This is a genomic window from Plantactinospora sp. BB1 (genome assembly GCF_003030385.1).
Taxonomy (GTDB): Bacteria; Actinomycetota; Actinomycetes; order Mycobacteriales; family Micromonosporaceae; genus Plantactinospora.
On sequence record NZ_CP028159.1, the window covers coordinates 5,267,817 to 5,290,541 of the forward strand.

23 protein-coding genes are annotated in these 22,725 nt (G+C 72.8%); 14 read left to right on the forward strand and 9 right to left on the reverse strand.

The genetic code is table 11. The features are described 5' to 3' along the window. Positions 1–13: 13 nt before the first annotated feature. Genes C6W10_RS22905 through C6W10_RS22915 form a run of 3 tightly spaced genes read left to right on the forward strand, consistent with a single transcriptional unit; the run spans position 14 to position 2,708 of the window. Positions 14–865 carry a glycosyltransferase family 2 protein gene (locus C6W10_RS22905; RefSeq protein ID WP_107264201.1) on the forward strand — a complete coding sequence of 284 codons (852 nt, stop codon included), beginning with the start codon at positions 14–16 and terminating at the stop codon, positions 863–865. Beyond that, positions 862–1,725: a glycosyltransferase gene (locus C6W10_RS22910; protein WP_107264202.1), complete on the forward strand. Its 864-nt coding sequence runs from the start codon at positions 862–864 to the stop codon at positions 1,723–1,725. The genes C6W10_RS22905 and C6W10_RS22910 overlap by 4 nt, the downstream gene beginning before the upstream one ends. After that, on the forward strand, positions 1,722–2,708 hold the full coding sequence (locus C6W10_RS22915) for a glycosyltransferase family 2 protein (RefSeq protein ID WP_159104720.1): 987 nt from the start codon (positions 1,722–1,724) through the stop codon (positions 2,706–2,708). Before C6W10_RS22910 ends, C6W10_RS22915 begins: the two co-directional genes overlap by 4 nt. A gap of 10 nt (positions 2,709–2,718) precedes the next feature. On the opposite strand, the gene C6W10_RS22920 is transcribed toward C6W10_RS22915, so the two are convergent. Next, positions 2,719–3,519, reverse strand: a complete 801-nt coding sequence (locus tag C6W10_RS22920) for an alpha/beta hydrolase (protein WP_107260383.1) — start codon at positions 3,517–3,519, stop codon at positions 2,719–2,721. Positions 3,520–3,602: 83 nt separating this feature from the next. Next, the gene (locus C6W10_RS22925; protein WP_369931446.1) at positions 3,603–3,884 is read right to left on the reverse strand and encodes a hypothetical protein; all 282 of its coding nucleotides are present in this window, start codon (positions 3,882–3,884) and stop codon (positions 3,603–3,605) included. 298 nt (positions 3,885–4,182) lie between these two features. On the opposite strand from C6W10_RS22925, the gene C6W10_RS22930 reads away from it, so the two are divergent. The 8 genes from C6W10_RS22930 to C6W10_RS22965 all read left to right on the forward strand — a co-directional run bounded on the left by C6W10_RS22930 (position 4,183) and on the right by C6W10_RS22965 (position 12,662). Continuing rightward, the gene (locus C6W10_RS22930) at positions 4,183–4,587 is read left to right on the forward strand and encodes a PAS domain S-box protein (RefSeq protein WP_107260387.1); all 405 of its coding nucleotides are present in this window, start codon (positions 4,183–4,185) and stop codon (positions 4,585–4,587) included. Beyond that, entirely contained in the window at positions 4,584–4,973 is a 390-nt protein-coding gene (locus tag C6W10_RS22935; protein ID WP_107260389.1) for a hypothetical protein, read from the forward strand. Before C6W10_RS22930 ends, C6W10_RS22935 begins: the two co-directional genes overlap by 4 nt. A 262-nt stretch (positions 4,974–5,235) precedes the next feature. Beyond that, entirely contained in the window at positions 5,236–6,330 is a 1,095-nt protein-coding gene (locus C6W10_RS22940) for an Ig-like domain-containing protein (protein WP_107260391.1), read from the forward strand. 74 nt (positions 6,331–6,404) lie between these two features. Beyond that, a complete protein-coding gene (locus C6W10_RS22945; protein WP_107260393.1) occupies positions 6,405–7,523 on the forward strand; it encodes an Ig-like domain-containing protein in 1,119 nt (372 codons plus the stop codon). A gap of 455 nt (positions 7,524–7,978) precedes the next feature. Next, positions 7,979–9,106 carry an FG-GAP-like repeat-containing protein gene (locus tag C6W10_RS22950; RefSeq protein ID WP_107260395.1) on the forward strand — a complete coding sequence of 376 codons (1,128 nt, stop codon included), beginning with the start codon at positions 7,979–7,981 and terminating at the stop codon, positions 9,104–9,106. A 40-nt stretch (positions 9,107–9,146) separates the two neighbouring features. Further along, positions 9,147–10,256, forward strand: coding sequence for an FG-GAP-like repeat-containing protein (locus C6W10_RS22955; RefSeq protein WP_159104721.1), 1,110 nt, complete (start codon positions 9,147–9,149; stop codon positions 10,254–10,256). Positions 10,257–10,301: 45 nt separating this feature from the next. Continuing rightward, on the forward strand, positions 10,302–11,402 hold the full coding sequence (locus tag C6W10_RS22960; RefSeq protein ID WP_107260399.1) for an FG-GAP-like repeat-containing protein: 1,101 nt from the start codon (positions 10,302–10,304) through the stop codon (positions 11,400–11,402). 168 nt (positions 11,403–11,570) lie between these two features. Continuing rightward, a complete protein-coding gene (locus tag C6W10_RS22965; RefSeq protein WP_107260400.1) occupies positions 11,571–12,662 on the forward strand; it encodes an FG-GAP-like repeat-containing protein in 1,092 nt (363 codons plus the stop codon). Here C6W10_RS22965 and C6W10_RS22970 read toward each other — a convergent pair. From C6W10_RS22970 to C6W10_RS22980, 3 genes are all read right to left on the reverse strand, one after another. Beyond that, positions 12,640–14,331: a 3-hydroxyacyl-CoA dehydrogenase family protein gene (locus tag C6W10_RS22970; protein WP_369936825.1), complete on the reverse strand. Its 1,692-nt coding sequence runs from the start codon at positions 14,329–14,331 to the stop codon at positions 12,640–12,642. The two genes, C6W10_RS22965 and C6W10_RS22970, sit on opposite strands and share 23 nt — an antisense overlap. 170 nt (positions 14,332–14,501) lie before the next feature. After that, positions 14,502–15,551: an alpha/beta fold hydrolase gene (locus C6W10_RS22975; RefSeq protein ID WP_107260402.1), complete on the reverse strand. Its 1,050-nt coding sequence runs from the start codon at positions 15,549–15,551 to the stop codon at positions 14,502–14,504. A 156-nt stretch (positions 15,552–15,707) separates the two neighbouring features. Further along, entirely contained in the window at positions 15,708–16,214 is a 507-nt protein-coding gene (locus tag C6W10_RS22980) for an FHA domain-containing protein (protein ID WP_199853030.1), read from the reverse strand. A 213-nt stretch (positions 16,215–16,427) separates the two neighbouring features. Here C6W10_RS22980 and C6W10_RS22985 point away from each other — a divergent pair, with 213 nt between their 5' ends. Next, on the forward strand, positions 16,428–17,924 hold the full coding sequence (locus C6W10_RS22985) for an aldehyde dehydrogenase family protein (protein ID WP_107260406.1): 1,497 nt from the start codon (positions 16,428–16,430) through the stop codon (positions 17,922–17,924). Between the two features lie 79 nt (positions 17,925–18,003). Next, the gene (locus tag C6W10_RS22990; protein ID WP_107260408.1) at positions 18,004–18,663 is read left to right on the forward strand and encodes a class I SAM-dependent methyltransferase; all 660 of its coding nucleotides are present in this window, start codon (positions 18,004–18,006) and stop codon (positions 18,661–18,663) included. A 9-nt stretch (positions 18,664–18,672) separates the two neighbouring features. Here C6W10_RS22990 and C6W10_RS22995 read toward each other — a convergent pair whose 3' ends face one another. The 3 genes from C6W10_RS22995 to C6W10_RS23005 all read right to left on the reverse strand — a co-directional run bounded on the left by C6W10_RS22995 (position 18,673) and on the right by C6W10_RS23005 (position 20,611). Beyond that, the gene (locus C6W10_RS22995) at positions 18,673–19,515 is read right to left on the reverse strand and encodes a MauE/DoxX family redox-associated membrane protein (RefSeq protein ID WP_107260410.1); all 843 of its coding nucleotides are present in this window, start codon (positions 19,513–19,515) and stop codon (positions 18,673–18,675) included. A gap of 69 nt (positions 19,516–19,584) precedes the next feature. After that, on the reverse strand, positions 19,585–20,187 hold the full coding sequence (locus C6W10_RS23000) for a cell wall protein (RefSeq protein ID WP_107260412.1): 603 nt from the start codon (positions 20,185–20,187) through the stop codon (positions 19,585–19,587). 13 nt (positions 20,188–20,200) lie between these two features. Beyond that, positions 20,201–20,611 carry a hypothetical protein gene (locus C6W10_RS23005; RefSeq protein WP_107260414.1) on the reverse strand — a complete coding sequence of 137 codons (411 nt, stop codon included), beginning with the start codon at positions 20,609–20,611 and terminating at the stop codon, positions 20,201–20,203. Between the two features lie 253 nt (positions 20,612–20,864). On the opposite strand from C6W10_RS23005, the gene C6W10_RS23010 reads away from it, so the two are divergent. Next, positions 20,865–22,001 carry a winged helix DNA-binding domain-containing protein gene (locus C6W10_RS23010; protein WP_107260416.1) on the forward strand — a complete coding sequence of 379 codons (1,137 nt, stop codon included), beginning with the start codon at positions 20,865–20,867 and terminating at the stop codon, positions 21,999–22,001. Between the two features lie 39 nt (positions 22,002–22,040). Here C6W10_RS23010 and nucS read toward each other — a convergent pair whose 3' ends face one another. Continuing rightward, positions 22,041–22,700 (reverse strand): endonuclease NucS, encoded by a 660-nt coding sequence (gene nucS, locus C6W10_RS23015; RefSeq protein ID WP_107260418.1) that lies wholly within the window; start codon positions 22,698–22,700, stop codon positions 22,041–22,043. Positions 22,701–22,725 lie beyond the last annotated feature (25 nt).

The window sequence follows — 22,725 nt, forward strand, 5'->3', positions numbered from 1 at the left end:
GGTGGACGGTCCGATGACCGGCGACGGTGGCATCGACATCCTCATGATCACGTACGACCGGCCGGAGTACGTCCGGCTGTCGCTGCCGCACCTCTTCGACACCTGCCCGCCGGACGCCCGGGTGTGGCTCTGGCACAACGGCACCGACCAGCCGACCCTGGAGGCGGTCGAGGAACTGCGGCACCATCCCCGGGTGCACCGGTTCCGGCACAGCCCGGTCAACGCCGGGCTGACCGAGCCGACCAACTGGCTCTGGACCGAGGCGACCGGTTCCTACCTGAGCAAGGTGGACGACGACTGCCTGCCCGACCCCGACTGGTTGACCATCCTGCGCAAGGCACACCAGGACGTACCCGGCTTCGGGGTGATCGGCACCTGGCGCTTCCCGCCGGAGGACGTCGACGAGGCGCTGGTGGCGGCGAAACTGGCGGACTATCCGAACGGGCACCAGCTCTTCCGCAACCACTGGGTGCAGGGCAGCGGCTATCTGCTCAAACGCGAGACGCTGGAGCAGGTCGGCCCGCTGGCCGGCGACGAGACGTTCACCGCCTGGTGCCTGCGGGCCGCCCGGCTCGGCTGGCTGAACGGCTGGTACCACCCGTTCCTGCCCGAGGACCACATGGACGACCCGCGCAGCCCGCACACCATCTACCGCACCGACGCCGACTTCATGGCCCGCCGGCCGCTGTCGGCCCGGCGTACCGGGGTGACGACGGTGGCGGAGTGGACGCAGCAGATGCGGCACTCGGCCCGGGTGGTCCAGGCCGCCCCGCTCGACCTGCGGCAATACCAGGGCTGGCGGCTGCGTCGCCGCAACGCCACCCGGAAGATCCGGCTCGCGCTGACCGGGCGGGCGCCGTGGTGACCAGTGTGGTGGTGGCCGCGCACGACGAGGCGGCGGTGCTCGGCCGGAACCTGCGGACCCTGCTCGCCGACGCCGAGCCGGGCGAGTTCGAGGTGGTCGTGGTGGCGAACGGCTGCACCGACGCCACGGCGGCGGTGGCCCGGTCGGTGCCCGGCGTGCTCGTGCGGGAACTGCCCGAGCCGGGCAAGCCGGCCGCACTCAACGCCGGGGACGAGGCCGTGTCCGGCTTTCCCCGGATCTATCTCGACGCCGACATCGCGCTTTCCACCGCCGGGGCCCGCGCGCTCGCCGCCGCGGTCGCCGCGCCGGGGACGCTGGCCGCCGCGCCGCGCCGCCGGCTCGACACCACCGGGCGGCCCCTGCTGGTACGCGCCTACTACGCGATCAACGCGCGGCATCCGGCGTACCGGAACGCGCTCTTCGGCCGGGGCGCGATCGCGCTCTCGGCGGCCGGCCGGGCCCGGTTCGGCCGGTTTCCCGACGTGGTCGCCGACGACCTCTTCCTGGACGGGCAGTTCACCGAGGCGGAGAAGCGGGAGGTGGCCGAGGTGGCGACCGTGGTGGCCACGCCCCGGCGCACCGCCGACCTGCTGCGCCGGCTCGGCCGGGTCCGGGCCGGCAACGCCAGCCTGCGTGCCGCCGACGACCGGGTACGCCCGGCCCGCCGTACCTCCTGGCTGGTCGACGTGGTGCTGCCCCGGCCGTGGCTGCTGCCGGCCGGACTCTGCTACCTCGGGCTGACCCTGCTGGCCGCGGCGTCGGCACGCCGACCGGCGGTACGGGACCGGTGGGGCCGCGACGAGTCCAGCCGGGTTCCAGGACCGGCCGGGGCGGACGGCGTGACCGGAGCGGCGCCGTGACCCCGGCGGTGAGCGTGGTGGTGGTCTCCTACCAGACCCGCGAGCTGATCCTGACCGCGCTGGCCACGCTCCGTACCGCCTGCCCGGCCGAGCCGTACGAGGTGATCGTGGTCGACAACGCCTCGTCCGACGGGTCGGCGGCGGCGGTCGCGGCGGCCTTCCCGGAGGCCCGGGTGGTGCGGCTGGCCCGCAACGTCGGCTTCGGCCGGGCGGTCAACGTCGGCGCGGCCCTTGCCCGGGGCGACTGGCTGCTGCTGCTGAACCCGGACACCGAACCGGTCGGCAACGTCATCGGCGAACTGCTCGCCTTCACCCGGGACCGGCCCGGGCACGGCATCTACGTCGGCCGGACCCTCGCGCCGGACGGCAGCGACGACGGGCGCTCGGTCTTCGGGCCGCCCTCGCTCTGGACGCTCACCTGCTTCGCCACCGGACTGTCCAAGCTGTTCCCCCGGTCCCGGCTCTTCAACCGGGAGGCGCTGCCCTGGCTGGACCGCTCCGCGCCGGTCCGGGTGCCGGCCGCCTCCGGCTGCCTGCTGCTGGTCCGGCGGACCCTCTTCGACCAGCTCGGCGGCTTCACCCCGGACTACTTCATGTACAGCGAGGATCTCGACCTCTGCCTGCGGGCGGCCGCGCTCGGCGCCCGCCCGGTGCTGGTGCCGGCGGCCCGGGTGCTGCACGTCGGCGGGGCCGCCTCGACCAGTGCGGGCAAGCGGGTGATGCTGCTGCGCGGCCAGGTCACCTTCCAGCGGCTGCGCTGGTCACCCACCCGGGCGAGGCTGGGCCGGACACTGCTGCGGATCGGCATCGCCGCCCGGGCGACCGCCGCCCGGCTGACCGGCCGGGCCGGTTACTGGCGGGAGGTGTGGCGGCAGCGCCGTACCTGGCTGGCGGGCTGGCCACCGGCGGCCGGACTGCCGCCGGTCGAGGTCACCGAGCCGGTGCCGCCCGGCCCGCGCGGCACCGCCGACCCCGAGGGCTGAGCCGCCCGGTTCAGCCCGGCTCCTCGCCCGGCGCCGGCAGGTCGGCGAAGGCCGCCACCGTGCGGTCGGCGTACGCGCTGGCGTCGCCGGTCTCCATCGGCCCGTCCCACTCCGACGGCAGCGGTACCGGCACCGCCGGGTTGACCCGCCGGACCACCTCGTCGAGTACGGTCTCGGCGTCGCCGACCCAGAGGTGCTTGGCCCCGGGCACGCCGATCACCTCGGCCTGGGGTACGGCCGCGAAGCGTCGACGGGCCTCCTCCGGCCGCAGGTAGTCGTCGAACTCGGGGACGATCGCGGTCAGCGGCTTGCCGGACTCGGCCCAGGTGGCCAGGTCGGCGTCGGTGCTGCTGCGCAGTGGCGGGGAGAGCAGGATCGCGCCGGTGATCCCCGGGTCACAGCCGTGCCGCAGGGTCAGGTCGGTGCCGAACGACCAGCCCAGCAGCCAGATGTTCGGCAGCTCGGCGAACTCGGCGTACTCGATCGCGGCGGCGACGTCGTACCGCTCGGCCTCGCCGCCGTCGAAGGTCCCCTCGCTGGTGCCGCGCACGCTGCTGGTGCCCCGGGTGTTGAAGCGCAGCACCGCGAGGTCGGCCAGGGCCGGCAGCCGCCAGGCGGCCTTGCGGAACACGTGGCTGTCCATCATCCCGCCGTGGGTGGGCAGCGGGTGCAGGCAGACCAGGGTGGCGACCGGGTCCCGGTCGGCGGGGAGCGCCAGTTCGCCGACGAGTCGCAGGCCGTCGGCGGTGTGCAACTCGATCTCCTCCCGGCGGGCGGGCAGGATGCTGGCGGCGCGGATGGCTGTACTCACAGGGATCAGTCTTACCCGGTCCGGCCGGGGAGGGCAGCGAACCCGGGACGGCGTGACGAAGATCCCTCGGATCGTCCGGCGGGTCAGCCGTACCGGGGGGCACTGCGGGAGCGTTCCACGCCCGGGCCACGCCGGTCCCGGGCGCGCCAGCAGCCGGTGTGCCAGTGTCGGCGGTCGGTCAGGTCGCCCTGCCCGTCGGCCGGCCAGGCGACCAGGTGGGCCACCCCGGGGCGGATCTCCTGTACGCAGCCGGGGCAGCGGTACGTCTTGGTCGCCGCGCTGCCCGGGATGTTGCGTACCTGCCAGTCGCCGTCCCGCCAGGTCTGCACCGAGCCGACGCCGCGCTCCAGCCGGGTACGGTCCAGCGGCGGCGCGTCGTCGGGACGCGGACGGTTGCGACGGGGACTCACGTTCCCAGCCTACGGGGCGGGCGGCGGCGCACCCGGGGACCGCCGCACCCACCGGATCCGGGGGCGGCGGCCGGGACGCCATCCGGACATTCAATCACCCAGAGTGACAAGTGAGTGACTGACTGATATTGCGCCCAGGTCTACCGTCCCTCGTACTGGCAGTGCCGCCAGCCGGCTCGCCGGCACCGGACCGGGCCGGGAGCCGGGGAGATCGCCGGTACCCGACCGGACCGGCGCGGACGAAGGATCCGGCATGTTCAACGACGACCCACTCCGGCAGGCCGCCGAGGAGCTGGAACTGACCTCCGAACTCGCGATCACGATGTTCGAGTTCAACCCGGACGCCATCGTGATCGTCGACGAGGAGGGGCGCATCAAGCGCAGCAACCGGCAGGCGACCTTCCTGTTCGGCTACAGCAAGCAGGAACTGCGGACGATGAAGGTCGACAACCTGCTGCCGCAGCAACTGCGGGAGACGCACGAGGCGCACCGGGCCGGCTTCATGGCCGACCCCCGGATGCGCGGCATGGGCGTGGACCTGGACCTGCGGGCCCGGAAGAAGAACGGGACCGAGGTGTCGGTGCTGATCAACCTCTCACCGGTCGCCACCGCACAGGGCCTGTTCACCATCGCCTCGATCCGCCGCCGTACGAGGTGACCGCCGAACTGGCGGTCGCCGGCGTCTCGACGCTGGTGGCGGTCGCCGCCTTCCTGCTCACGCTGCTGCGGGGCCGACGGGAGGAGACCCGGGCCCTGGCCGAGCGGCTGGCGAGGCTGGAAACCAAGGTCGACGTCTTCTGGCGGGGCGTCTCCTTCGACGCCGCGCGGCTGCTGCACTCACCGCACCCGGAGTTCGCCCGCCGGGACCGGCTGCTGGAACGCTTCCAGGAGGGCGTACTGACCAGCGCGGAGGCACGGGAACTGGCCAGGATGATGGCGGCCGTGCTCAACGACAGGCGTGCGGATCCCGGCCACCACGTGGCGGCCTCGGTGATCCTGCGCTATCTGGCCGCCTGGTACGAGACCGCGGAAACCGGCGGATAGTCCGGGCCGGAGGGGGTGGCGGCGCGCGTCCGGGCCCGCCGCCGATCAGACGGATCACGGACAGCCGGGGCCCGTGCCGCCCTGGCGCCGCAGCGGCCCGATGACCGGCACGACAGAGCATCAAACGCCTCTGAGCTGCGGATACTTCCGCTGCGACCGGGCTGTCGGATCACGGTCAGCACCGCCATCGGGCCCACGAGCGGGGTTAACGTCCGCAAATAGGACCGGTCGGATAGCTGATCGATCCGGTGCAGGAGGAGTCATGTGGACCGAACGCATCGCCACCACCGCCGGGGCGGCTCTGCTCGCCGCCACGGTCACCGCAGCACCCGCCCGGGCCGCCGGCCCGGGTGACCCCATCGCCGGCGACTTCAACGTCGACGGGCTCCAGGACATCGTGGTGCTCGGCTCGGTCGAGCCGGACCTCTGCTCGGTGATCGTGAGCTACGGCAGCAGCCCGGGCGTCTACCTGCCGCCGGTGGCCACCGTCTACGCCCGGCCCGGGAACAGCAGCGGCACCTCCTGTCCGGACATCGGCGTGGGCTTCGACGCCGACGGCGACGCCGGTGACGAACTCTGGCTCGGCTGGAGCGCCGGCCCGCCGCCCTCGCTCACCTACAACCGGCTGGTGATCGACGACAACCTGCGGACCATCCTCACGTTCAGCTCGCCGATCACCCCCACCTACCTCGGTACGGCCGACTTCCGGGGTGACGGCCGGCAGACGGCGTACTCGGTCGGGGCCGGCGGCTTCGCCACCTACGTGATCGTGAACGGTGTCGGCCAGCTCGGCCCGGAGCGGTGGTGTTCGGCCAACGCACCGGCATTCCAGCTCCGGGACGTGGACGGGGACCGGGCCACGGACGCGGTGCTGGCGTACACCGACGGCTGCGCCGACGGCGCCAACGGGGTGGTCGTGGTACTCGACGACGGCACGACCCGGCACCTGGAACACGATCCGGCGGGCCTGACCACCTGGCGGGCGCGGGTCGTGGAGACCAACGACGACCGGTTCCCGGACGTACGCACGGAGAACCTGTCGACCGGCGAGATCAGCTATTTCATCGGACGGGGCGACGGCAGCTTCGTCGAGGGGCCCGACGCGAACACCGACACCGTCTTCCTGACCAGGGTCCGACCGCTGGCGATCGACGTGCTGGCCAACGACTACGCCGCCTCCGACACCGCGGTGGTGGTCACCGTGCCACCCCGGTACGGCACCGTGCAGGTCCTCTCGGACCGGCGCATCCTCTACCGCCCCGACCCGGACCACGGGCGAACCGACCGGTTCAGCTACCAGTTGCGCCGGCAGGACAAGCGGAGCAGCGCGGCGGTCAACATCCGGTTCCCGAGCTGAACCGGCCCAGCGGGCCCGGTGCGCCGACGTGGAGCCGGTGCACCGAGCCGAGCAGAGCATTCCGGGAGATCGTCATGTGCACCAGGACACCGAAACTCCTCGTCGCCGTCACCGTCGCCGTGGTCGGCACGACGTTCGCCGTGCCGCCCACCGTCGCACCGGCCGACCAGCCCGGGGCCGAGTTGGCGGGTGACTACAACGCCGACGGCCTGCCGGACCTGGCGACCCTCGGTGTCGTCGCCCCCGACCTCTGCTCCACGATCGTCGAGTACGGGTCGCCCGACGGGGTCTACCGGCCGCCGGTCGCGCACACCTATCTGCGGCCCAACGGCGGCACCCCGATCTGCCCGGACATCGGGGTCGCCGCCAACCTCGACGGGGACCCGGCGGACGAACTCTGGATCGGTTGGAGCCAGGGCGCGCCGCCGGCCCTGGACTTCAACCGGATCGTGCTCCAGCCGCCCGGGTTCACGCCCACGGCCCGGTACACCTCGCCCATCTCCCGCCCCAGCCAGATCGGGAGTGCGGCGTTCGGCGGGGACGGCCGGTCCAGCCCGTACGACGTCGGGCCGGGCGGCGTGCAGAGCTTCGTCGTCTCCGGCGACACCGTACGTCCCGGTGCGATCGGCTTCTGCACCGTCGACGTACCGGTCGTGCAGACCGCCGACCTCGACCGGAACGGGATCGCCGGCGCCGTCGTCAGCTACGCCGACGACTGCCGGCAGGCCGGCAGCGGCGTGGTCCGGATCCGCGAGCAGGGTGAGCGGGAGCAGCTCCAGCTCGATTCGGGCGGCCGGACGACCTGGGCGGCCCAGGTGGTGGACGCCGACGGGAACCGCTGGCTGGACGTCCGCACGGTCGAGCGCGGCACGGGCGACGTCGACTACTTCGTCAACCGTGGTGCGGAGTCCCCCGGCGTCCTGGTGCCCTCGCCGGACGCGAACACCGACCGGGTCGACCTCGCCGCGCCGCGGGCACTCGCCATCGACGTGCTCGGCAACGACCACGCCAGCCGGTACGCCGACGTCACCGTCACCGTCCCACCCCGGTACGGGACCACCCGGGTCCAGTCCGACCGCCGCATCGTCTACCGTCCCCGGGCCGACCACGGCCGCACCGACCGCTTCACCTATCAGCTCGTCGAAGAGGGCAGGCGGAGCACCGCCACGGTGACCCTCCGGTTCTCGCCCTAGCACGACACGCCGCTGAGCTGCGGCTATGTCATGCCAGTCCGGTGTCGGATCGTGGTCAGCACCGGCCGATCTCCACAAAATCGGTCTAGCCTCCCAAATGCGGGTTGGTCCGCCATAGCACTACATAGGGGGAGCACTATGTGGAGCAGAGTTCCTTCGCTCGGACGAGATCGGCCGGCGCCTCCCCGATCAGCCACCCCGCGTCCGACGGCTTCGAGTTCGTCCCGACCCGCCGCTCGGCGACCGCGCCGAGGCTCCGGCGCGGCGGCGGGAGCCGCGACGGAACCCGGCCCGATCCCGCCCGACCGCCGCACCGTGCACCGCCCGCGGGGCGACCACGGCCGCACCGACCGCTTCACCCACCGGCTCACCGAAGAGCGCGGGCGGAACACCGCCACCGTGACCATCCGGTTCCCGGACTGATCCGGTCGAACGTCGAGGCATCAGGAGGGGCCATGTGGCGCAGACGCACCGCGATGGTGGTCGTGTTGGTGGTCGTAGCGACCGTCGGCGGCGTCGGGGGCACCGCGCCGGGTCCGGCCTGGGCCGCCGGGCGGGGCGAGCAGATCCTCGGCGACGTCAACGGCGACGGTCTCACCGACCTCGTCACCCTCGGCCTGGTCCAGCCGGACTACTGCTCGGTGATCGTCGAGTACGGCATGCCGTCCGGCGGCTACCGCCCACCCGTGGCGTACGTCTACCTCCGGCCGGGCGGCTCCGGGATGGGGACCCGCTGCCCCGAACTCGGGGTGGCCGTGGACCTGGACACCGACCGGACCGAGGAGCTGGTGGTGGCCTGGTATCCGGGCCCGCCGCCGACCGTGCCGTACAACCTGATGGTGCTGAACACCGCGTTCCAGCCGTCGTTCGGCCTGGTGGAGGCGATCTTCGCGCCGTACTACCTCGGCACCGCCGACTTCAACGGCGACGGGCGGGAGGACGTCTACTCGGTCACCGACCAGGGCCAGGGGATCGAGACGTACCTGAACCTCGGCAACGGCACGCTGACGCACGGCCCGGAGAAGTGGTGCGCCCGGCCGCTGGAGTACGAGCTGCGGGACTTCGACCTGGACGGCCGGACCGACCTGGTGAACAGCTACATCCAGCGCTGCCTCTCGGCGACCTTCGCCAGCGGGGTGGTCGTGGTGCTCGACGACGGTACGCCACAGGAGTTGCAGCACGATCCGACCGGCATGCAGACCTGGACGACCCGGGTGGTCAACGTGAACGGGGACCGGTTCCCGGACATCCGTACCATCTCCCAACCGACCGGGGCGGTCGAGCACTTCATCGGCACCGGCGGCGGCCGCTTCGTCAGGTCGCCGAAGGCGAACAGCGACACCGTACGGCTCACCGGCAACCGGGCGGTGACGATCACCGTACGGGACAACGACTTCGCCACCGGTCAGGCGCAGGTCAGCATCACCGCCCAGCCGAGATACGGCACCGCCCGGGTCATCAGCGGCGGCAGGATCATCTACACACCCCGGCCGAACCATGGCGCGACCGACCGGTTCACGTACCAACTCACCGAGGGCACCCGCCGCAGCAGCGCGGTCGTGTACATCCGGTGGAGTGGATAGCCCGTTCCGGGTGGGTTGGCGAGCCTTTAGGAGGCGTGCCATGAGGGGTAGCAGGATCGCCGCGACAACGGTGATGATCATGGCGACGGCCGGTGGTGTTGGCGTTGGCGGCCCGCCCGCCCGGGCGGGCGGGCCGGGTGAGCCCATCGTCGCCGACGTGAACGGCGACGCCCGGCCGGACCGGGTGGTGCTCGACCTCACCGTGGGAGCCGCGACCACCTGCCGGGTGGTGGTCAGCCTGGGGCTGGCCGGCGGCGGGTTCGCCCCGCCGCAGCCGTACGGCTACCTGACCCTGCCGGCGGCGGAGCCGAACTGCGCCGACATGGGCGTGGGGCTCAACCTGGACGCGGACGTCGCCGCCGAACTCGCGGTGACCTGGTTCGCCGGGCCGCCGACGACCGTCCCCAACACCCTGCTGGTGCTGGACAACTTCCGGGTCACCCGTGGGTTCAACACCGTCTTCCAGCCGAGCTACATCGGCACCGCCGACTTCGACGGCGACGGTCGGCAGGACATCTACGAGTGGACCGACCAGGGCGAGGGGTTCGTCAGCTATCTCGCCACCGGCACCGGCACGGTGGTGCCCGGCCCGGTCCGGCACTGCTCCGGCCCGCTGGACCACCGGCTCGCCGACTTCAACCGGAACGGGGCGATGGACGTGGTGATCGCGTACATCGAGGGCTGCGGCGCGTACTTCAGCGGCGTGGTGGTGGTCCGGGACGACGGCAGCCTCTACCACCTGCACACCGACGTGGCCGGCCTGGACAGTTGGACGGTGGAGACCGGCGACGTCAACCACGACGGACTGGTCGACGTGACCACCCACGACCAGTCGACCGGGGAGATCGCCACCTTCATCAGCCTCGGCAACGGTTCCTTCGTCCGGTCGCCGGTGGCCGTCCGGGACTATCCCACGGTCAGCGGCAGCAAGGCGACTGGCATCCAGGTGTTGGCCAACGACTACGCCACCGACCGGACCAGGGTGACCATCTGGACCCCGCCGCAGCACGGCACGGTCAAGGTCACCACGAACCGGACGATCATCTACACCCCGAACCCGACGCACGGCGCGACCGACACGTTCGTCTACCGGCTCACCGAGGACGGCCGGACCAGCAACGCCGCGGTCAGCCTGAGAATCGTCGACTGACCCGACCGGCCGGCGCCGGCCCCTCGACCCGCACGGAGGAGCGCCATGTGGAGAAGAGCGATCGTGGCGGTGACCGCCACGGCGACGATGCTCGCGACGATCACGGCGGCACCGCCGGGCCGGGCCGGCGGACCGAACGATCCGCTGTACGGCGACCTGAACGGCGACGGCCTGCTCGACCGCGCCCGGCTCGGCACCGTGACCCGCTCCTGCGCGGTACTGGTGGAGTCGGGGCGGCCGGAGGGCGGTTACCTGCCTCCGCACAGCCACGCCTACCGGCTCCCCGGCCCCGGGGCCCCGACCGGCTGTCCCGATCTGGGGGTGGCGGTGGATCTCGACGCCGCCCCCGTGCCGGCGGCGGAACTGGTGCTGGGGTGGTACGGCGGCAATCCCGGCCGGTCCGGCGACGACCTGCTGGTCCTGCGGGACTACCGGGTGAGCGCCGCGCTGCCGGCGCTACGCCGGCCCAACTTCATCGGGCTGGCCGACTTCGACGGCGACCGGCGGCGGGACGTCTACCTCTGGACCAACCAGGGGCAGGGGTTTGTCAGCTTCCTGAATCCCGGCACCGGCACCCTCGTCCCGGGTCCGGTGCGGTACTGCGCGGGCCCGCTCACGCCACGGCTGGCCGACTTCGACTCCGACGGCGCCACCGACGTCGCCATCGCCTATGTCGACGGTTGCGCCGACGGCGCGCACGGGATCGTGGTGCTCTACGGCGACGGCAGGGTGCTCGATCTCCAGCGCAGCGTCGGCCGCCGGTCGGGGTGGACGATGCAGGTGCTGGACGCCGATCGCAGCGGCGTGCCGGACGTGTTGACGTACCACCGGCCCAGCGGGGATCGGCGGACCTTCCTCGCCGCCGGCAACGGCTCCTTCGTCCGGTCGCCGGTGGCGATCCGGGACGTCCGCACGGTCGCGGCCGGCGGCTCGGTCCGGATCGCGGTGCTGGAGAACGACTGGGCCTCCCGGCGGGCCGGGGTGAGCGTGCTCGTCCCGCCCGCGCACGGGGTCGTCCGGGTCGAGGGCCGGACGATCGTGTACCGCCCAAATCCGGACTCCGGCCCGGTCGACCGGTTCGCCTACCGGATCAGCCAGGACGGCCACACCAGCGACGGGGAGGTCGCGATCAGGATCGCGCCGTGACCGGCCGGTGCGACCGCCCCGGCCAGCGGACCGGTGGCCCTACCCCGTGGCGAGCCCGGCAAACCCCGTGTCAGATTACGGTCACGGCACCCTATATCACGATGTATGCCCCCTAGTCTCCTCTGAGAACAGTCAGCAGGGCGGGGGAACGAGGTCCGAGGAGACACCATGTGGGGCCGACGCATCACCATCTTCGCCGTCGCGATGATCGCCGCCACCGGCGTGGCCGCACCGGCCGCCCGGGCCGGCTGGCAGGACGAGCCGATCATCGCGGACGTGAACGGCGACGGCCGCCCGGACCGGAACACCCTGGGCGCCGTGCCCGGCACCTCCGACTGCGCGGTCCGGGTCGAACTCGGGCTGGCCGGCGGCGGCTACGGCGCACCGCTCTCCTACCCGTACCTGACGTCGGCGTCGTACTGCCCGGACATGGGCGTTGGGCTCGACCTCGACAGCGACGCCGCGGACGAGCTGGCGGTGACCTGGTTCGCCGGCCCGCCGTCGTCGATCGACGACACCCTGCTGGTGCTGGACAGCTTCGCCGTCTCGGCCGGCTTCGACACGATCGACCAGCCCAGCTACATCGGCACGGCCGACTTCGACGGCGACGGCCGGCAGGACGTCTACGAGTGGACCGACCAGGGCGACGGCTTCAGCACCTATCTCAACACCGGCACCGGCGCCCTGACCCCCGGCCCGGTGCGGTACTGCTCGGGGCGGCCGCAGTACCACCTCGCCGACTTCGACGCCGACGGCGCGATGGACGTGACCCTGGCGTACGCCGAGGGGTGCGGCGCGTACTTCACCGGCGTGGTCGTGGTGCTGGACAACGGCACGGTGGTGGACCTCCAGGGTGACGCCTACGGCGACGACTTCTGGACGGTGGCGGTGTCGGACGTGAACGGCGACGGCCGACTCGACGTGGTCACCACCAGCGACGTGACCGGGGCGCAGAGCGTCTTCGTCGGCACCGGTACCGGCAGCTTCGTGCCGGCCCCGACGGCGATCCGGGACAATTCACGGGTCAGCGCGGTCCGGGCGACCGGAATTCCGGTACTCGCCAACGACTTCGCCACCAGCGGCACCCGGGTCACCATCGTGACCCGGCCGGCGCACGGCACGGTGCAGGTCACCACCGGGCGGACGGTCATCTACCGGCCGTACCCCGGGCACCGGGCCAGCTCCGACCGGTTCGTCTACCGGCTGACCGACTCCGGCCGGACCAGCAACGCGGCGGTCAGCCTGCGGATCGCCCGCTGACACCCGGGCCGGCGGCGACCTCGCGGAACCGCCGGCCGGCGGTGACGAGCTGCTCCAGCAGTGGCGCCGGGGCGAGCCCCGGCTCCCGGGACTCGCGGTAGAGCGCCCGCTGGACCCGCAGCACCACATCGGGACCGATCGCGTCCAGCATCTCGAACGGGCCGGCCGGATAGCCGCAGCCGAGCGTCATCGCGTGGTCGACGTCGTCCACTGTCGCGTACGACGCCTCCAGCATCCGCACCGCGTCGTTCAGGTACGGGAAGAGCAGCGCCCGCACCACGAAGCCGGCCCGGTCCCCGCAGACCACGGCGGTCCGGCCCAGTTTGGCGACGACCGACCGGAGGGTGCCGACCGCCTCGGCCGAGCTGCGGACGGTACGCACGATCTCCACCAGCGCCCCGGTCCGGGTCGGGTCGAGCAGGTGCAGCCCGACCACCTGCTCCGGCTGCCGGGCGGTCATCGCGATCTCGGTCACCGGCAGCGTGCAGGTGGTGGTGGCGAGCACGGTCTCCGGCCGGCAGACCTCGGCCAGTTCGGCGAAGAGCGCCCGCTTGACCGAAAGATCCTCGGCCACCGACTCCAGCACCAGGTCGGCGTCGGCCAGCTTGGCCAGGGACTCCCCCGGGGAGGCGACCAGCACGTCGTAGCCGGCCCCGCCGAAGAGTTCGGCGAGCCCGGCGACGTCGTCACCCGTACCGACCACCCCGACCGTGCGCACCGGCCGGGCGCCGTCCGGCGGCGCCGCCTCCGGGGTCTGCCCGTCGGGTACGACGGTGCCCGAACCGGGCCGTTCGTACCGGTAGAAGCCCTGGCCGGACTTGCGGCCGAGCAGTCCCGCCGTGACCATCTGGCGCAGCAGCGGCACCGGGGCGTGCCGCCGGTCCCGGCCGCCCCGCCGGTACATGGTCTCCAGGATCTCGTACGCCGTGTCCAGGCCGATCATGTCGAGCAGCGCCAGCGGCCCCATCGGGAGTCCGCCGCCCAGCCGCATCGCGGCGTCGATGTCGTCGCGGCCGGCGTACCGTGACTCGACCATCGCGACGGCCTGGTTGAGGTAGCCGAAGAGCAGGGCGTTGGCGACGAAGCCGGCCCGGTCGCCGATGGTGACGCCGACCTTGCCCAGCCGGGCGCAGAGCGCCTGCACCGCGCCGACCACCTCGGCCGAGGTGGTGACGGTCCGGACCACCTCGACCAGCCGCATCACCGGCGCGGGGTTGAAGAAGTGCATCCCGACCACCCGGTCCGGGCGGCCGGTGGCGACGGCGATCTCGGTGACGCTCAGCGAGGAGGTGTTGCTGGCCAGGATCGCGGCCGGCCGGCAGATCCGGTCCAGGTCGGCGAAGAGCCGTCGCTTGAGGTCGAGCCGCTCGGGTACGGCCTCGATCACCAGATCGACCTCGGCCAGCGCGGGCAGCCCGACGGCGAAGGTGATCCGGCCGAGCAGCGCGTCCCGGTCGGCGGTGCTCAGCCGGCCCCGGGCCACCGCCCGGTCGGTGGAGCGGGCGAGGGTGTCCCGGCCCCGTTCGAGTGCCTCGGCGGTGATCTCGACGGCGACCACCCGGAGACCGCTGCGGGCGAAGACCTCGGCGATTCCGGCGCCCATCGTGCCCAGCCCGATGACGCCGACGGTGGAGATGGTGCCGCCGGCACCGGTCGTCTCGTCTGCCACCCTTGGCCTCCTGCTCCGTTGCGGCGGCCGACTGAACGGCCGCTAGGTCACCGTGGCGAGTCTGCCACGGGGCGCCGGAGCCCCTCCGCCGGCCGCCGCCGCCGCGCTGCCGAGGATCTCGCCCGGGTCGCCGAGGATCTCGCCCCGGTCGCCGGCAGGTCCAGCAGGCCCTACAGCAGGTCCAGCAGGGCGGCGGCGAACTCGACCGGGCGCTCGATGTTGGGCGAGTGGCCGCAGCCGGTGAAGACGATCTCGCGGTAGCTGCCGCCCGCCGCCGCGTACCGGTCCAGTACGGCACGGGTCTGCCCGACCATCGGCTGGGGCGGGCACGCCTGCGCACCGGGCCAGCCGGGCAGTACGCCGAGCGCGCCGAGCTGGGCCAGGTCGAAGAGGGAGGTGTCCGAGACGATCACGTCGGAGTCGCCGCGTACCCAGGTGACCGGCGGCTTGACCGGTACGGCGACCAGCTCGTCGGCGATTCGGAAGTGCTTCGGCGCCAGGGTGTTCAGCACCCCACGGTCCCCCGGTGCCACTCCCGGCCAGTTGTCGCTGGGCGCCATGGTGCCCGGGTAGTTGTCGTCGCCGGTCGCGGTGGAGAGCACCGAGTCGAGCAGCAGCTCCTCGTCGGCGCCGAGGCTGGCCGGGTCGGCGACGTACGCGCTGCGCAGTACGCTGCGCGGGCTGGTCCGGGCGTCGGCGCTGCGGTCCCCGGCGGCGAGCCGGGCGACGAAGTCCGGGTTTCCGGTGCCGCCCCCGGTACCGGCGAAGTCCGGCGTGGTCGGGGTGCCGACCAGGTCCCGGGTGCCGCCGAAGCCGTACGGCGAGACGGGTGCCGCCAGCAGCAGCCCGGCCACCCGGTCGGGGTGGTCGACCAGCAGCCTCATCGCCACTCCCCCGCCCAGCGAGTGCCCGACCAGCACCGGCCGGGCGCCGGCCGCGCCGAAGAGGGCCGGCTCGTCGAGCAGCGCGGCGACGTCGTCGGCGAAGACTCCCAGGCCACGGGTCGCGTCCACCGGTGCGACCTCGGTGCCGCCGTAGCCGCGCAGGTCGGGAGCGACCAGCCGCAGGTCGGTCGGGAGGTGCCGGATCAGCGGCTGCCAGAAGTCGGCGGACGAGCAGTTGCCGTGGATCAGCAGTACCGGTCGGCCGTCCTCGGGGCCGGCCACCAGCACCCGCTGCCGGATGCCGTTCGCCGTGATCTGGTGTCGCCGGATCTCCATCGCAGCGATGATGCCAGCCGGTCCGGGCGCCGGACATGTGGCCGTCCGCCATATCCGGAGGCCGGACAGCGGCTGGGCGCCACCGAACGGGTGCCCCGTCCGTGCACCCAGCTCGACAGTCCGCACGGCGAGGTGTCCCCGGCCGGCCGCCGGCGGTCACTGGAGGGCGAGGTAGGCCCAGGTCATCCCGCCGGCGAGGGCGACGGCACCGCCGATCATCAACAGCATCCGCCGGGACCGCCGCGCGGGCGTCCCCATCAACTGGGTCGGCTCGGCGAGCGCGCCGGCCGGCGGGTCCGCGGGCGGCGCCAGCTGGCGGCGGTACGTCCCCAGCTGGTCGGTGGCGGCGGCGCCCGGGTCGAAGAACCGCAGCTCCAGGTTGCCGAGCCGGATCCGGTCGCCGTCGCGCAGCTCGGTGTGCCCGGAGAGTCGCTCGTCGTTGAGCCAGGTCCCGTTCGTCGACCCGGTGTCGGTCAGCAGCACCCGGCCGGCGGTGAGCTCGACGGTGGCATGCCAGCGGCTGACCTTCGGATCGTCCAGCAGTACGTCGGCGCCGTCCTCCCGGCCGATTCGGCGTACGCCGGGACGCAACCGGAAGCTGGCACCACGCAGTGGCCCGCTCGTCACGGTCAGTATCGGCAACAGATCAAGTTGGTCGGACATGGATTTCTCCATCCGGCTTCGCCCCCCACCGACGCGGCAACGTCGGCCCCCGGGTCAGCTTCCCATCCGACCCCGGCCCGGTTCCACGTCCTGCCGGTCCGAGTCGCGCTGGCCGGGGAGCGGATCCGGGCTCGCCGGTTCGGCCGAGGGGACATCGGGATCCGGCGATCCGTATGCCTACCCGTGGGTAATCTTCGGGTCTAGACTTCCGCCATGACGACCGTGAACGCTCCCGGCGTACCGGAAATCGCCGGCGGCGAGCTGGTCTCCACCAATCCGGCCACCGGAGAGCTGGCCGGGCGGTTCCCGGTCGCCGACGCCGAGGCCGTCCGCCGGGTCGTCGACCGGGCCCGGGAGGCCGGACAGTGGTGGGCCGGGCTCGACTTCGCCGGCCGGCGGGCCCGGTTGCTGCGCTGGCGGGCGCTGCTGGCCAACCGGATCACCGAACTCGCCGAGCTGTCCCACCTGGAGACCGGCAAGCCGGTCGCCGACGCCGTGGTCGAGGCGTTCAGCGCGATCGACCACCTCGACTGGGCGGCCCGGAACGCCAAGCGGGTGCTCGGGCCCCGCCGGATGCGCTCCCGGCTGGTGGTGGCGGAGTTCTCCGCCCGGCTGGAATACCGGCCGTACGGCGTGGTCGGGATGATCGCGCCGTGGAACTATCCGGTACTCACCCCGCTCGGCGCCTTCGGCTACGCGCTCGCCGCCGGCAACGCGGTGGTGCTCAAGCCCAGCGAGTACACCCCGGCCGTCGGGCAGTGGCTGGTCGACACCTTCGCCGAGATCGTTCCGGAGCAGCCGGTGTTGCAGGCGGTGCACGGCCTCGGTGACGTCGGCGCCGCGCTCTGCCGCTCCGGGGTGGACAAGATCGCGTTCACCGGCTCCACCCGTACCGCCAAGGTGGTGATGGCGGCCTGCGCCGAGACGCTCACCCCGCTCGTCGTCGAGGCCGGCGGCAAGGACGCCGTGATCGTCGACGACGACGCCGACCTGGACGCCGCCGCCGAGGCCTGCGTCTGGGGGGCGCTGACCAACGCCGGCCAGACCTGCATCGGCATCGAACGCGCCTACGTCACCGCACCGGTCTACGACGCGTTCGTCGACAGGGTGGTGGCGAAGGCCGGCCGGCTCACCGTCGGCCCCGCCGGCACCGACCTCGGCCCGATCACCATGCCCGGGCAGATCGCCACGATCCGCCGGCACATCGAGGACGCCGTCGAGCGCGGCGGCCGGGCCGTGCTCGGTGGGCCGGAGGCGGTGCAGCCGCCGTACGTGCACCCGACGATCCTTCTCGACGTACCCGAGGACGCCGACGCGGTCCGCGAGGAGACCTTCGGCCCGACCCTCACCATCAACCGGGTGACCGATGTCGAGGAGGCGTTGCGCCGTACCAACGCCGTCCGGTACGGCCTCGGCGGCGCCGTCTTCGGCCGCCGTCGCGCGGCAGAGATCGCCGGCCGGATGCGCTCCGGGATGACGGCGATCAACTCCACCCTGACCTTCGTCGGGATGCCGACACTTCCGTTCGGCGGGATCGGCGACTCCGGCTTCGGCCGGATCCACGGCGCCGACGGGCTGCGCGAGTTCGCCCGCAGCAAGGCGGTGACCAGACGGCGCGGACGCTCGCTCCTGCCGGCGATGACCTTCGAGCGGACTCCGGCGCAGGTGGAGCGCATCGTGAAGGCCGCAAAAATTATGTACGGGCGGTGATAGCGATCTAACCGATCGTAGGGACAAAAGGACGACTAAGACATCCCTGGCCGCCTCCCGCATCGGTACCGTTCGCCCAATGGGGCTGCACGCGTTGCGATTCCGCCTGGTCGACAGCGAGAACTCCTGGGGTGCCCGGCGGCGAGCACGCCGGGCCGGCTGGCTCGCGGAGACGTTCCCGGACCTGGCCCAGATGTCCGTCATCGACCTCGGCGGACGGGTCAGCACCTGGGCGCAGGCCGGGGTACGCCCGAAACACGTCCACGTGGTCAACCTCGAACAGGCCCCGGCCGACGTACCGGACTGGGCGGAGGTGGACCGGGCCGACGCCTGCGCGCTGCCCCGGCAGATCGCCAACCGCCGCTACGACCTGGTCTTCTCCAACTCGGTGCTGGAGCACGTCGGCGGGCACGAGCGCCGGCTGCGGTTCGCCGAGACGGTGCACGCGCTCGCCGACGCGCACTGGGTGCAGACCCCCTACCGCTACTTCCCGATCGAGCCGCACTGGATCGCCCCGGGCATGCAGTTCACCCCGGTCCGGCTGCGGATCGCGCTGGCCCGCCACTGGCCGCTGGCGCACACCCGGCCGGACTGCCGGGAGACGGCGGTCCAGCAGGTGCTCTGGACCGAACTGGTGGACCGCTCCCAGATGCGGCACTACTTCCCGCACTCGCAGATCCGGGCCGAACGGCTGGCCGGGCTGATCAAGTCGCTGATCGCGGTCCGCAGCGCCGGCTGAGACCTCGGCTCAGTTCGCGTACGCCGGGTCGGCCAGGCTGACCAGGGTGGCTCCGGTCGAGTCGTCCACCAGGGCGACCCGGACCCGGCCCGGCGCCACCTCGGCGGCCGGTACCGCGAAGACCGCCGTCGCCGGCCGGCCCTGGTAGCGGGCCGAGTAGCAGACCATCCGCCAGGACTCCTCCAGCCAGTGTTCCCGGACGTCCGAGGTGAGCAGCCCGGCGACCTGCCGGTACGCGGTACTGAGCTGGAGCTGCTGCACGCTGGCCAGCAGTGGTACCCCGGCACCGCCGCGCAGCGGATGGGTGAGCCGGGCGCGGAGCCGGCGCAGCGGCAGCAGCCAGTACGCGTCGAACTCCGGCGACAGCGCGACGATCAGCGCCGCCTCGGCGAGCAGCAGCCCGGCCGACCCGACCGGGTCGCCGGTCAGCGCCGGCAGCCAGTACGCGCCACCGGCCGCGACCCCGAATAGCCCGGCCAGCACCAGCACGCCGGCCCGGCCGACGCTCCGCCCGGTGACCGGGGTGGCCCTGGCACTCAGGCAGCCGCACGAGGCGCCGGGTGCGACGCGGCGGGCGTACCAGAGATAGCCGACGAAGCCGGCGGCCAGCGCGGCGGCCGCCACCGGTTCGGCGACCGGGGCCGGCGGCAGCACCAGCAGGACGCCGAGCAGCAGCTCGGCCCCGCCGAGCACCCGGTACGCCGGCACCGCCCGCTCGGCGCCGAGCAGGGTGCCGAGCGCCGAGGTACGCGCCTGCTCGGCGGCCCGCCGGTCGACGAGCTTTATCCGGGCCGACCAGATCAACACGACGCCGACCAGCAGGGACTGGAGCGCCGCCAGGGACTGGAGCATGATGCCCTCCTCTCGTTCCAGGCGTCGGGAAGGGCCCCTCCGGGTGCGGACGGACCCTCCTCCACAGCGTCAGTTGGCGGCGTAGACCGTGGCGATGCTGATCTCGTTGGTGTCCGGGTGCCAGGCGCCGATCACCTGGACGTGCCCGCCGACCCGCAGCAGCGAGACGTCGGAGATCGCCGGGGTGCCGTTGTAGACGGCGGCGGTGGTGCCGGGTACGACGTGTCCGACCAGCCGCTTGCCGTGGTGGTCGAGGTGCAGCAGGTTGCGGCCGACCGAGACGATGTGCGCGGTCAGGTTGACGATGTTGGCCCAGAGCGAGTCGGCGGCGAGGGTGCCGTCGGGCAGCCGTACGCCCCGGACGTACATCCCGTCGCCCTTTTCGAGCCGGTCGAAGGTGGTCGGCTGGAACTTCCAGATGCTGGTGCCGTTGGTGACCTGGATCCGGTGCAGCGCACCGTCCGAGCCGGCCAGCAGCACCACGCTGCCGGTGATCGAGGTGACCCGGCCCTCGGCGAAGTTCGGGTCCGGTGCGCCGGGTGCCACCTTCAGCGGTTCGGCGGCGAAGGCCGCCTCCGGGGCGAGCGAGCCGAGTGCGGTGGCTCCGGCGATGCCGGCGCCGCCGAGTACGGCCGTGCTGAGCAGTCGTCGACGGTCCATCGTGGTCGTCATCGTGTGCTCCTCCCTACACCGTGTCGACCGAGCACGGCCGCAGCCCGGTGGAGAGGCTGGCGATCGCGCTGTACGCGGCCGGGGTCAGGTCGATGATGCGGTTGGTTCCGCAGGCCGAGCCGCAGCAGGCACGCTCGCCGCAGAAGAGGTCGGTCTGCGGCCCGCAGTCGGCGATCGAGGTGCCGACCCGGGCCCCGGTGCAGAGGTTGGTGGTGTAGTGCACGAACCCGCAGGTCCGGCGGGAGAGCGGGGTGCCGCAGACGTCGGGTCGGGTGATCGCCAGGCAGGCGGCCGAGGCGTTCGGCCAGGCGTGCTGGAAGTTGCCGGACGTGCAGGTGCCGCAGGCGCCCCGGCCGGTCGACGCGCACGGGCCCCAGGCGCTGCCGCAACAGAACCAGGACACCTCTCCGGTCACAGCTGCCATGATCGGTCCTCCCTTCGGGGGTTAAGGGAAACGACATTGATCAATATTGACGACAATTATTACGGCGAAAATCCACAGAGTCAATCGATGCTTCTGAAAGTTTTCTTCAACTTCACGGCCGGTTCCTGACGGGCGGTCCAGCCCGGTACGCCGGCTGATAGCTGCCAGAAACTGACCGCAATCTTCGCTAACCTGCCGGCATGACGACGCTGGCCACACACCCCTCGCCCACCCGCCCCGGCAGGACCCGCTGATGCGCCGGTTCAGCACGGCACAGGTCCACGCCCGACGCCTCGACCGGCACGCGCTGGCCACGCCGCTGCCCGCGACCGCCCTGGCCGACGTGCCGGCCCGGCTCGGCGGGGTACACGCCCAGGTGCTCTCCGCCGCCGAACTCGGGATCGGGCTGCGCACCGCCGGGACCACCCGGCGGGACGTACGGACCGCGCTCTGGGACCGACGCACCCTGGTCAAGACCCGTGGCCCCCGGTTCACCGTGCACCTGCTGGCCACCGCCGACCTTCCGATCTGGACCGGCGCGCTCTCCGAACTGCCGGTACGCCCGCTGGAACTGCTCACCGACGAACAGGCCGAGCAGGTCGTCACGGCGATCGCCGACGCGCTGCGGGACGCCGAACTGACCACCGACGAGCTGACCGGGGCGGTCGTCGCGCGCACCGGGCCGTGGGCGGGAGAACCGGCGCTGGCCGCGTTCGGGGGCTGGTGGCCGCGCTGGGTCGAGGCGATGTCACTGGCCACCCGGCGCGGTGCGCTCTGCTTCGGGCCGAACCGGGGGCGGCTGGTGACGTACACCAACCCGGCCCGGTGGCTGCCCGGGTTCCGGCCCGCCGACGGGCGTACCGCGCTCGCCGAGGTGCTCCGCCGCTACCTCCACGCGTACGGGCCGGCCACCCCGGCGCACTTCGCGCAGTGGCTGGCCGCGCCGAAACGGTGGGCCGCAGAGCTGTTCGACTCGCTCGGCGACGAACTGGAGCAGGTGACCGTGGCGGAGACCCCGGCCTGGGTACTCGCCGGCGACACCGAACTACCGGCCGAGCCGCCACGCGGGGTACGGCTGTTGCCGTACTTCGACGCGTACCCGGTGGGCTGCTTTCCCCGCGCGGAGGTCTTCCCCGGTCCGGCCGCCACCCGGGCGCTGGCCGGCGGACAGGCCGGCAACTTCCCGGTGCTGCTGGTCGACGGGCGGGTGACCGGGGTCTGGCACCAGCGCCGCTCCGGCCGGCGGATCGAGGTGACCGTGGAGTCGCTGGCCGACCTGACCGCCCGCCAGCTACGGGAGCTGGACGACCAGGTGCAGCGGGTCGGCGAGATCCTGGAGGGAGACCCCCGGCTCACCCTCGGCGAGGTGGCCGTCGGCCCGCACGCCTGAGCGCGCAGCGCTGCGCACGGTCAGCACCGCCGTCCGCGCTCAGAAGAGCGTCAGCTCGTCCCGCTCGATGCCGCGCAGCCGGTCGTAGTTCACCACCACGCACCGGATGCCCCGGTCGGTGGCGAGCACCCGGGCCTGCGGCTTGATCTCCTGGGCCACGAACATCCCGCTGACCGGGGCGAGCAGCGGATCGCGGTTGAGCAGCTCCAGATAGCGGGTGAGCTGCTCCACCCCGTCGATCTCGCCCCGCCGCTTCACCTCGACCGCCACGGCGGCACCGGCACCGTCCCGGCAGAGCAGGTCGACCGGGCCGATCGCGGTCATGTACTCCCGGCGCACCAGCGTGAACCCCTCGCCCAGCTCGGTCGGGCTGGCGGCCAGCAACTCCTGGAGGTGCGCCTCCACGCCGTCCTTGCGCAGCCCCGGGTCGACACCCAGCTCGTAGGAGGTGTCCTGGAAGATCTCCTCCAGGGTGATCCGCAGCTCCTCGCCGGCCTTGTTGACCACCCGCCACACCCCGGGGGCCTCCTCCAGCCGGCACGGCGGGCTCATCCAGTTCAACGGCTTGTAGGCCCGGTCGTCGGCGTGGATCGAGACCGACCCGTCCGCCTTCACCATCAGCAACCGGGTCGCCAGCGGCAGGTGCGCCGAGAGTCGTCCGACGTAGTCCACGGAGCACCGCGCAATCACCAACCGCACCCGACGAGGGTAGCCGAGCGCCCGG

Coding starts and splice junctions, on each gene's coding strand:
- C6W10_RS22975 (WP_107260402.1), bottom strand. CDS start 15,551: ATGGAGATCCGGCGACACCAGATCACGGCGAACGGCATCCGGCAGCGG.
- C6W10_RS23005 (WP_107260414.1), bottom strand. CDS start 20,611: ATGGCAGCTGTGACCGGAGAGGTGTCCTGGTTCTGTTGCGGCAGCGCC.
- C6W10_RS22990 (WP_107260408.1), top strand. CDS start 18,004: ATGGGGCTGCACGCGTTGCGATTCCGCCTGGTCGACAGCGAGAACTCC.
- C6W10_RS23000 (WP_107260412.1), bottom strand. CDS start 20,187: ATGACGACCACGATGGACCGTCGACGACTGCTCAGCACGGCCGTACTC.
- C6W10_RS22930 (WP_107260387.1), top strand. CDS start 4,183: ATGTTCAACGACGACCCACTCCGGCAGGCCGCCGAGGAGCTGGAACTG.
- C6W10_RS22980 (WP_199853030.1), bottom strand. CDS start 16,214: ATGTCCGACCAACTTGATCTGTTGCCGATACTGACCGTGACGAGCGGG.
- C6W10_RS22995 (WP_107260410.1), bottom strand. CDS start 19,515: ATGCTCCAGTCCCTGGCGGCGCTCCAGTCCCTGCTGGTCGGCGTCGTG.
- C6W10_RS23010 (WP_107260416.1), top strand. CDS start 20,865: ATGCGCCGGTTCAGCACGGCACAGGTCCACGCCCGACGCCTCGACCGG.
- C6W10_RS22965 (WP_107260400.1), top strand. CDS start 11,571: ATGTGGGGCCGACGCATCACCATCTTCGCCGTCGCGATGATCGCCGCC.
- C6W10_RS22940 (WP_107260391.1), top strand. CDS start 5,236: ATGTGGACCGAACGCATCGCCACCACCGCCGGGGCGGCTCTGCTCGCC.
- C6W10_RS22945 (WP_107260393.1), top strand. CDS start 6,405: ATGTGCACCAGGACACCGAAACTCCTCGTCGCCGTCACCGTCGCCGTG.
- C6W10_RS22955 (WP_159104721.1), top strand. CDS start 9,147: ATGAGGGGTAGCAGGATCGCCGCGACAACGGTGATGATCATGGCGACG.
- C6W10_RS22985 (WP_107260406.1), top strand. CDS start 16,428: ATGACGACCGTGAACGCTCCCGGCGTACCGGAAATCGCCGGCGGCGAG.
- C6W10_RS22950 (WP_107260395.1), top strand. CDS start 7,979: ATGTGGCGCAGACGCACCGCGATGGTGGTCGTGTTGGTGGTCGTAGCG.
- C6W10_RS22905 (WP_107264201.1), top strand. CDS start 14: ATGACCGGCGACGGTGGCATCGACATCCTCATGATCACGTACGACCGG.
- C6W10_RS22960 (WP_107260399.1), top strand. CDS start 10,302: ATGTGGAGAAGAGCGATCGTGGCGGTGACCGCCACGGCGACGATGCTC.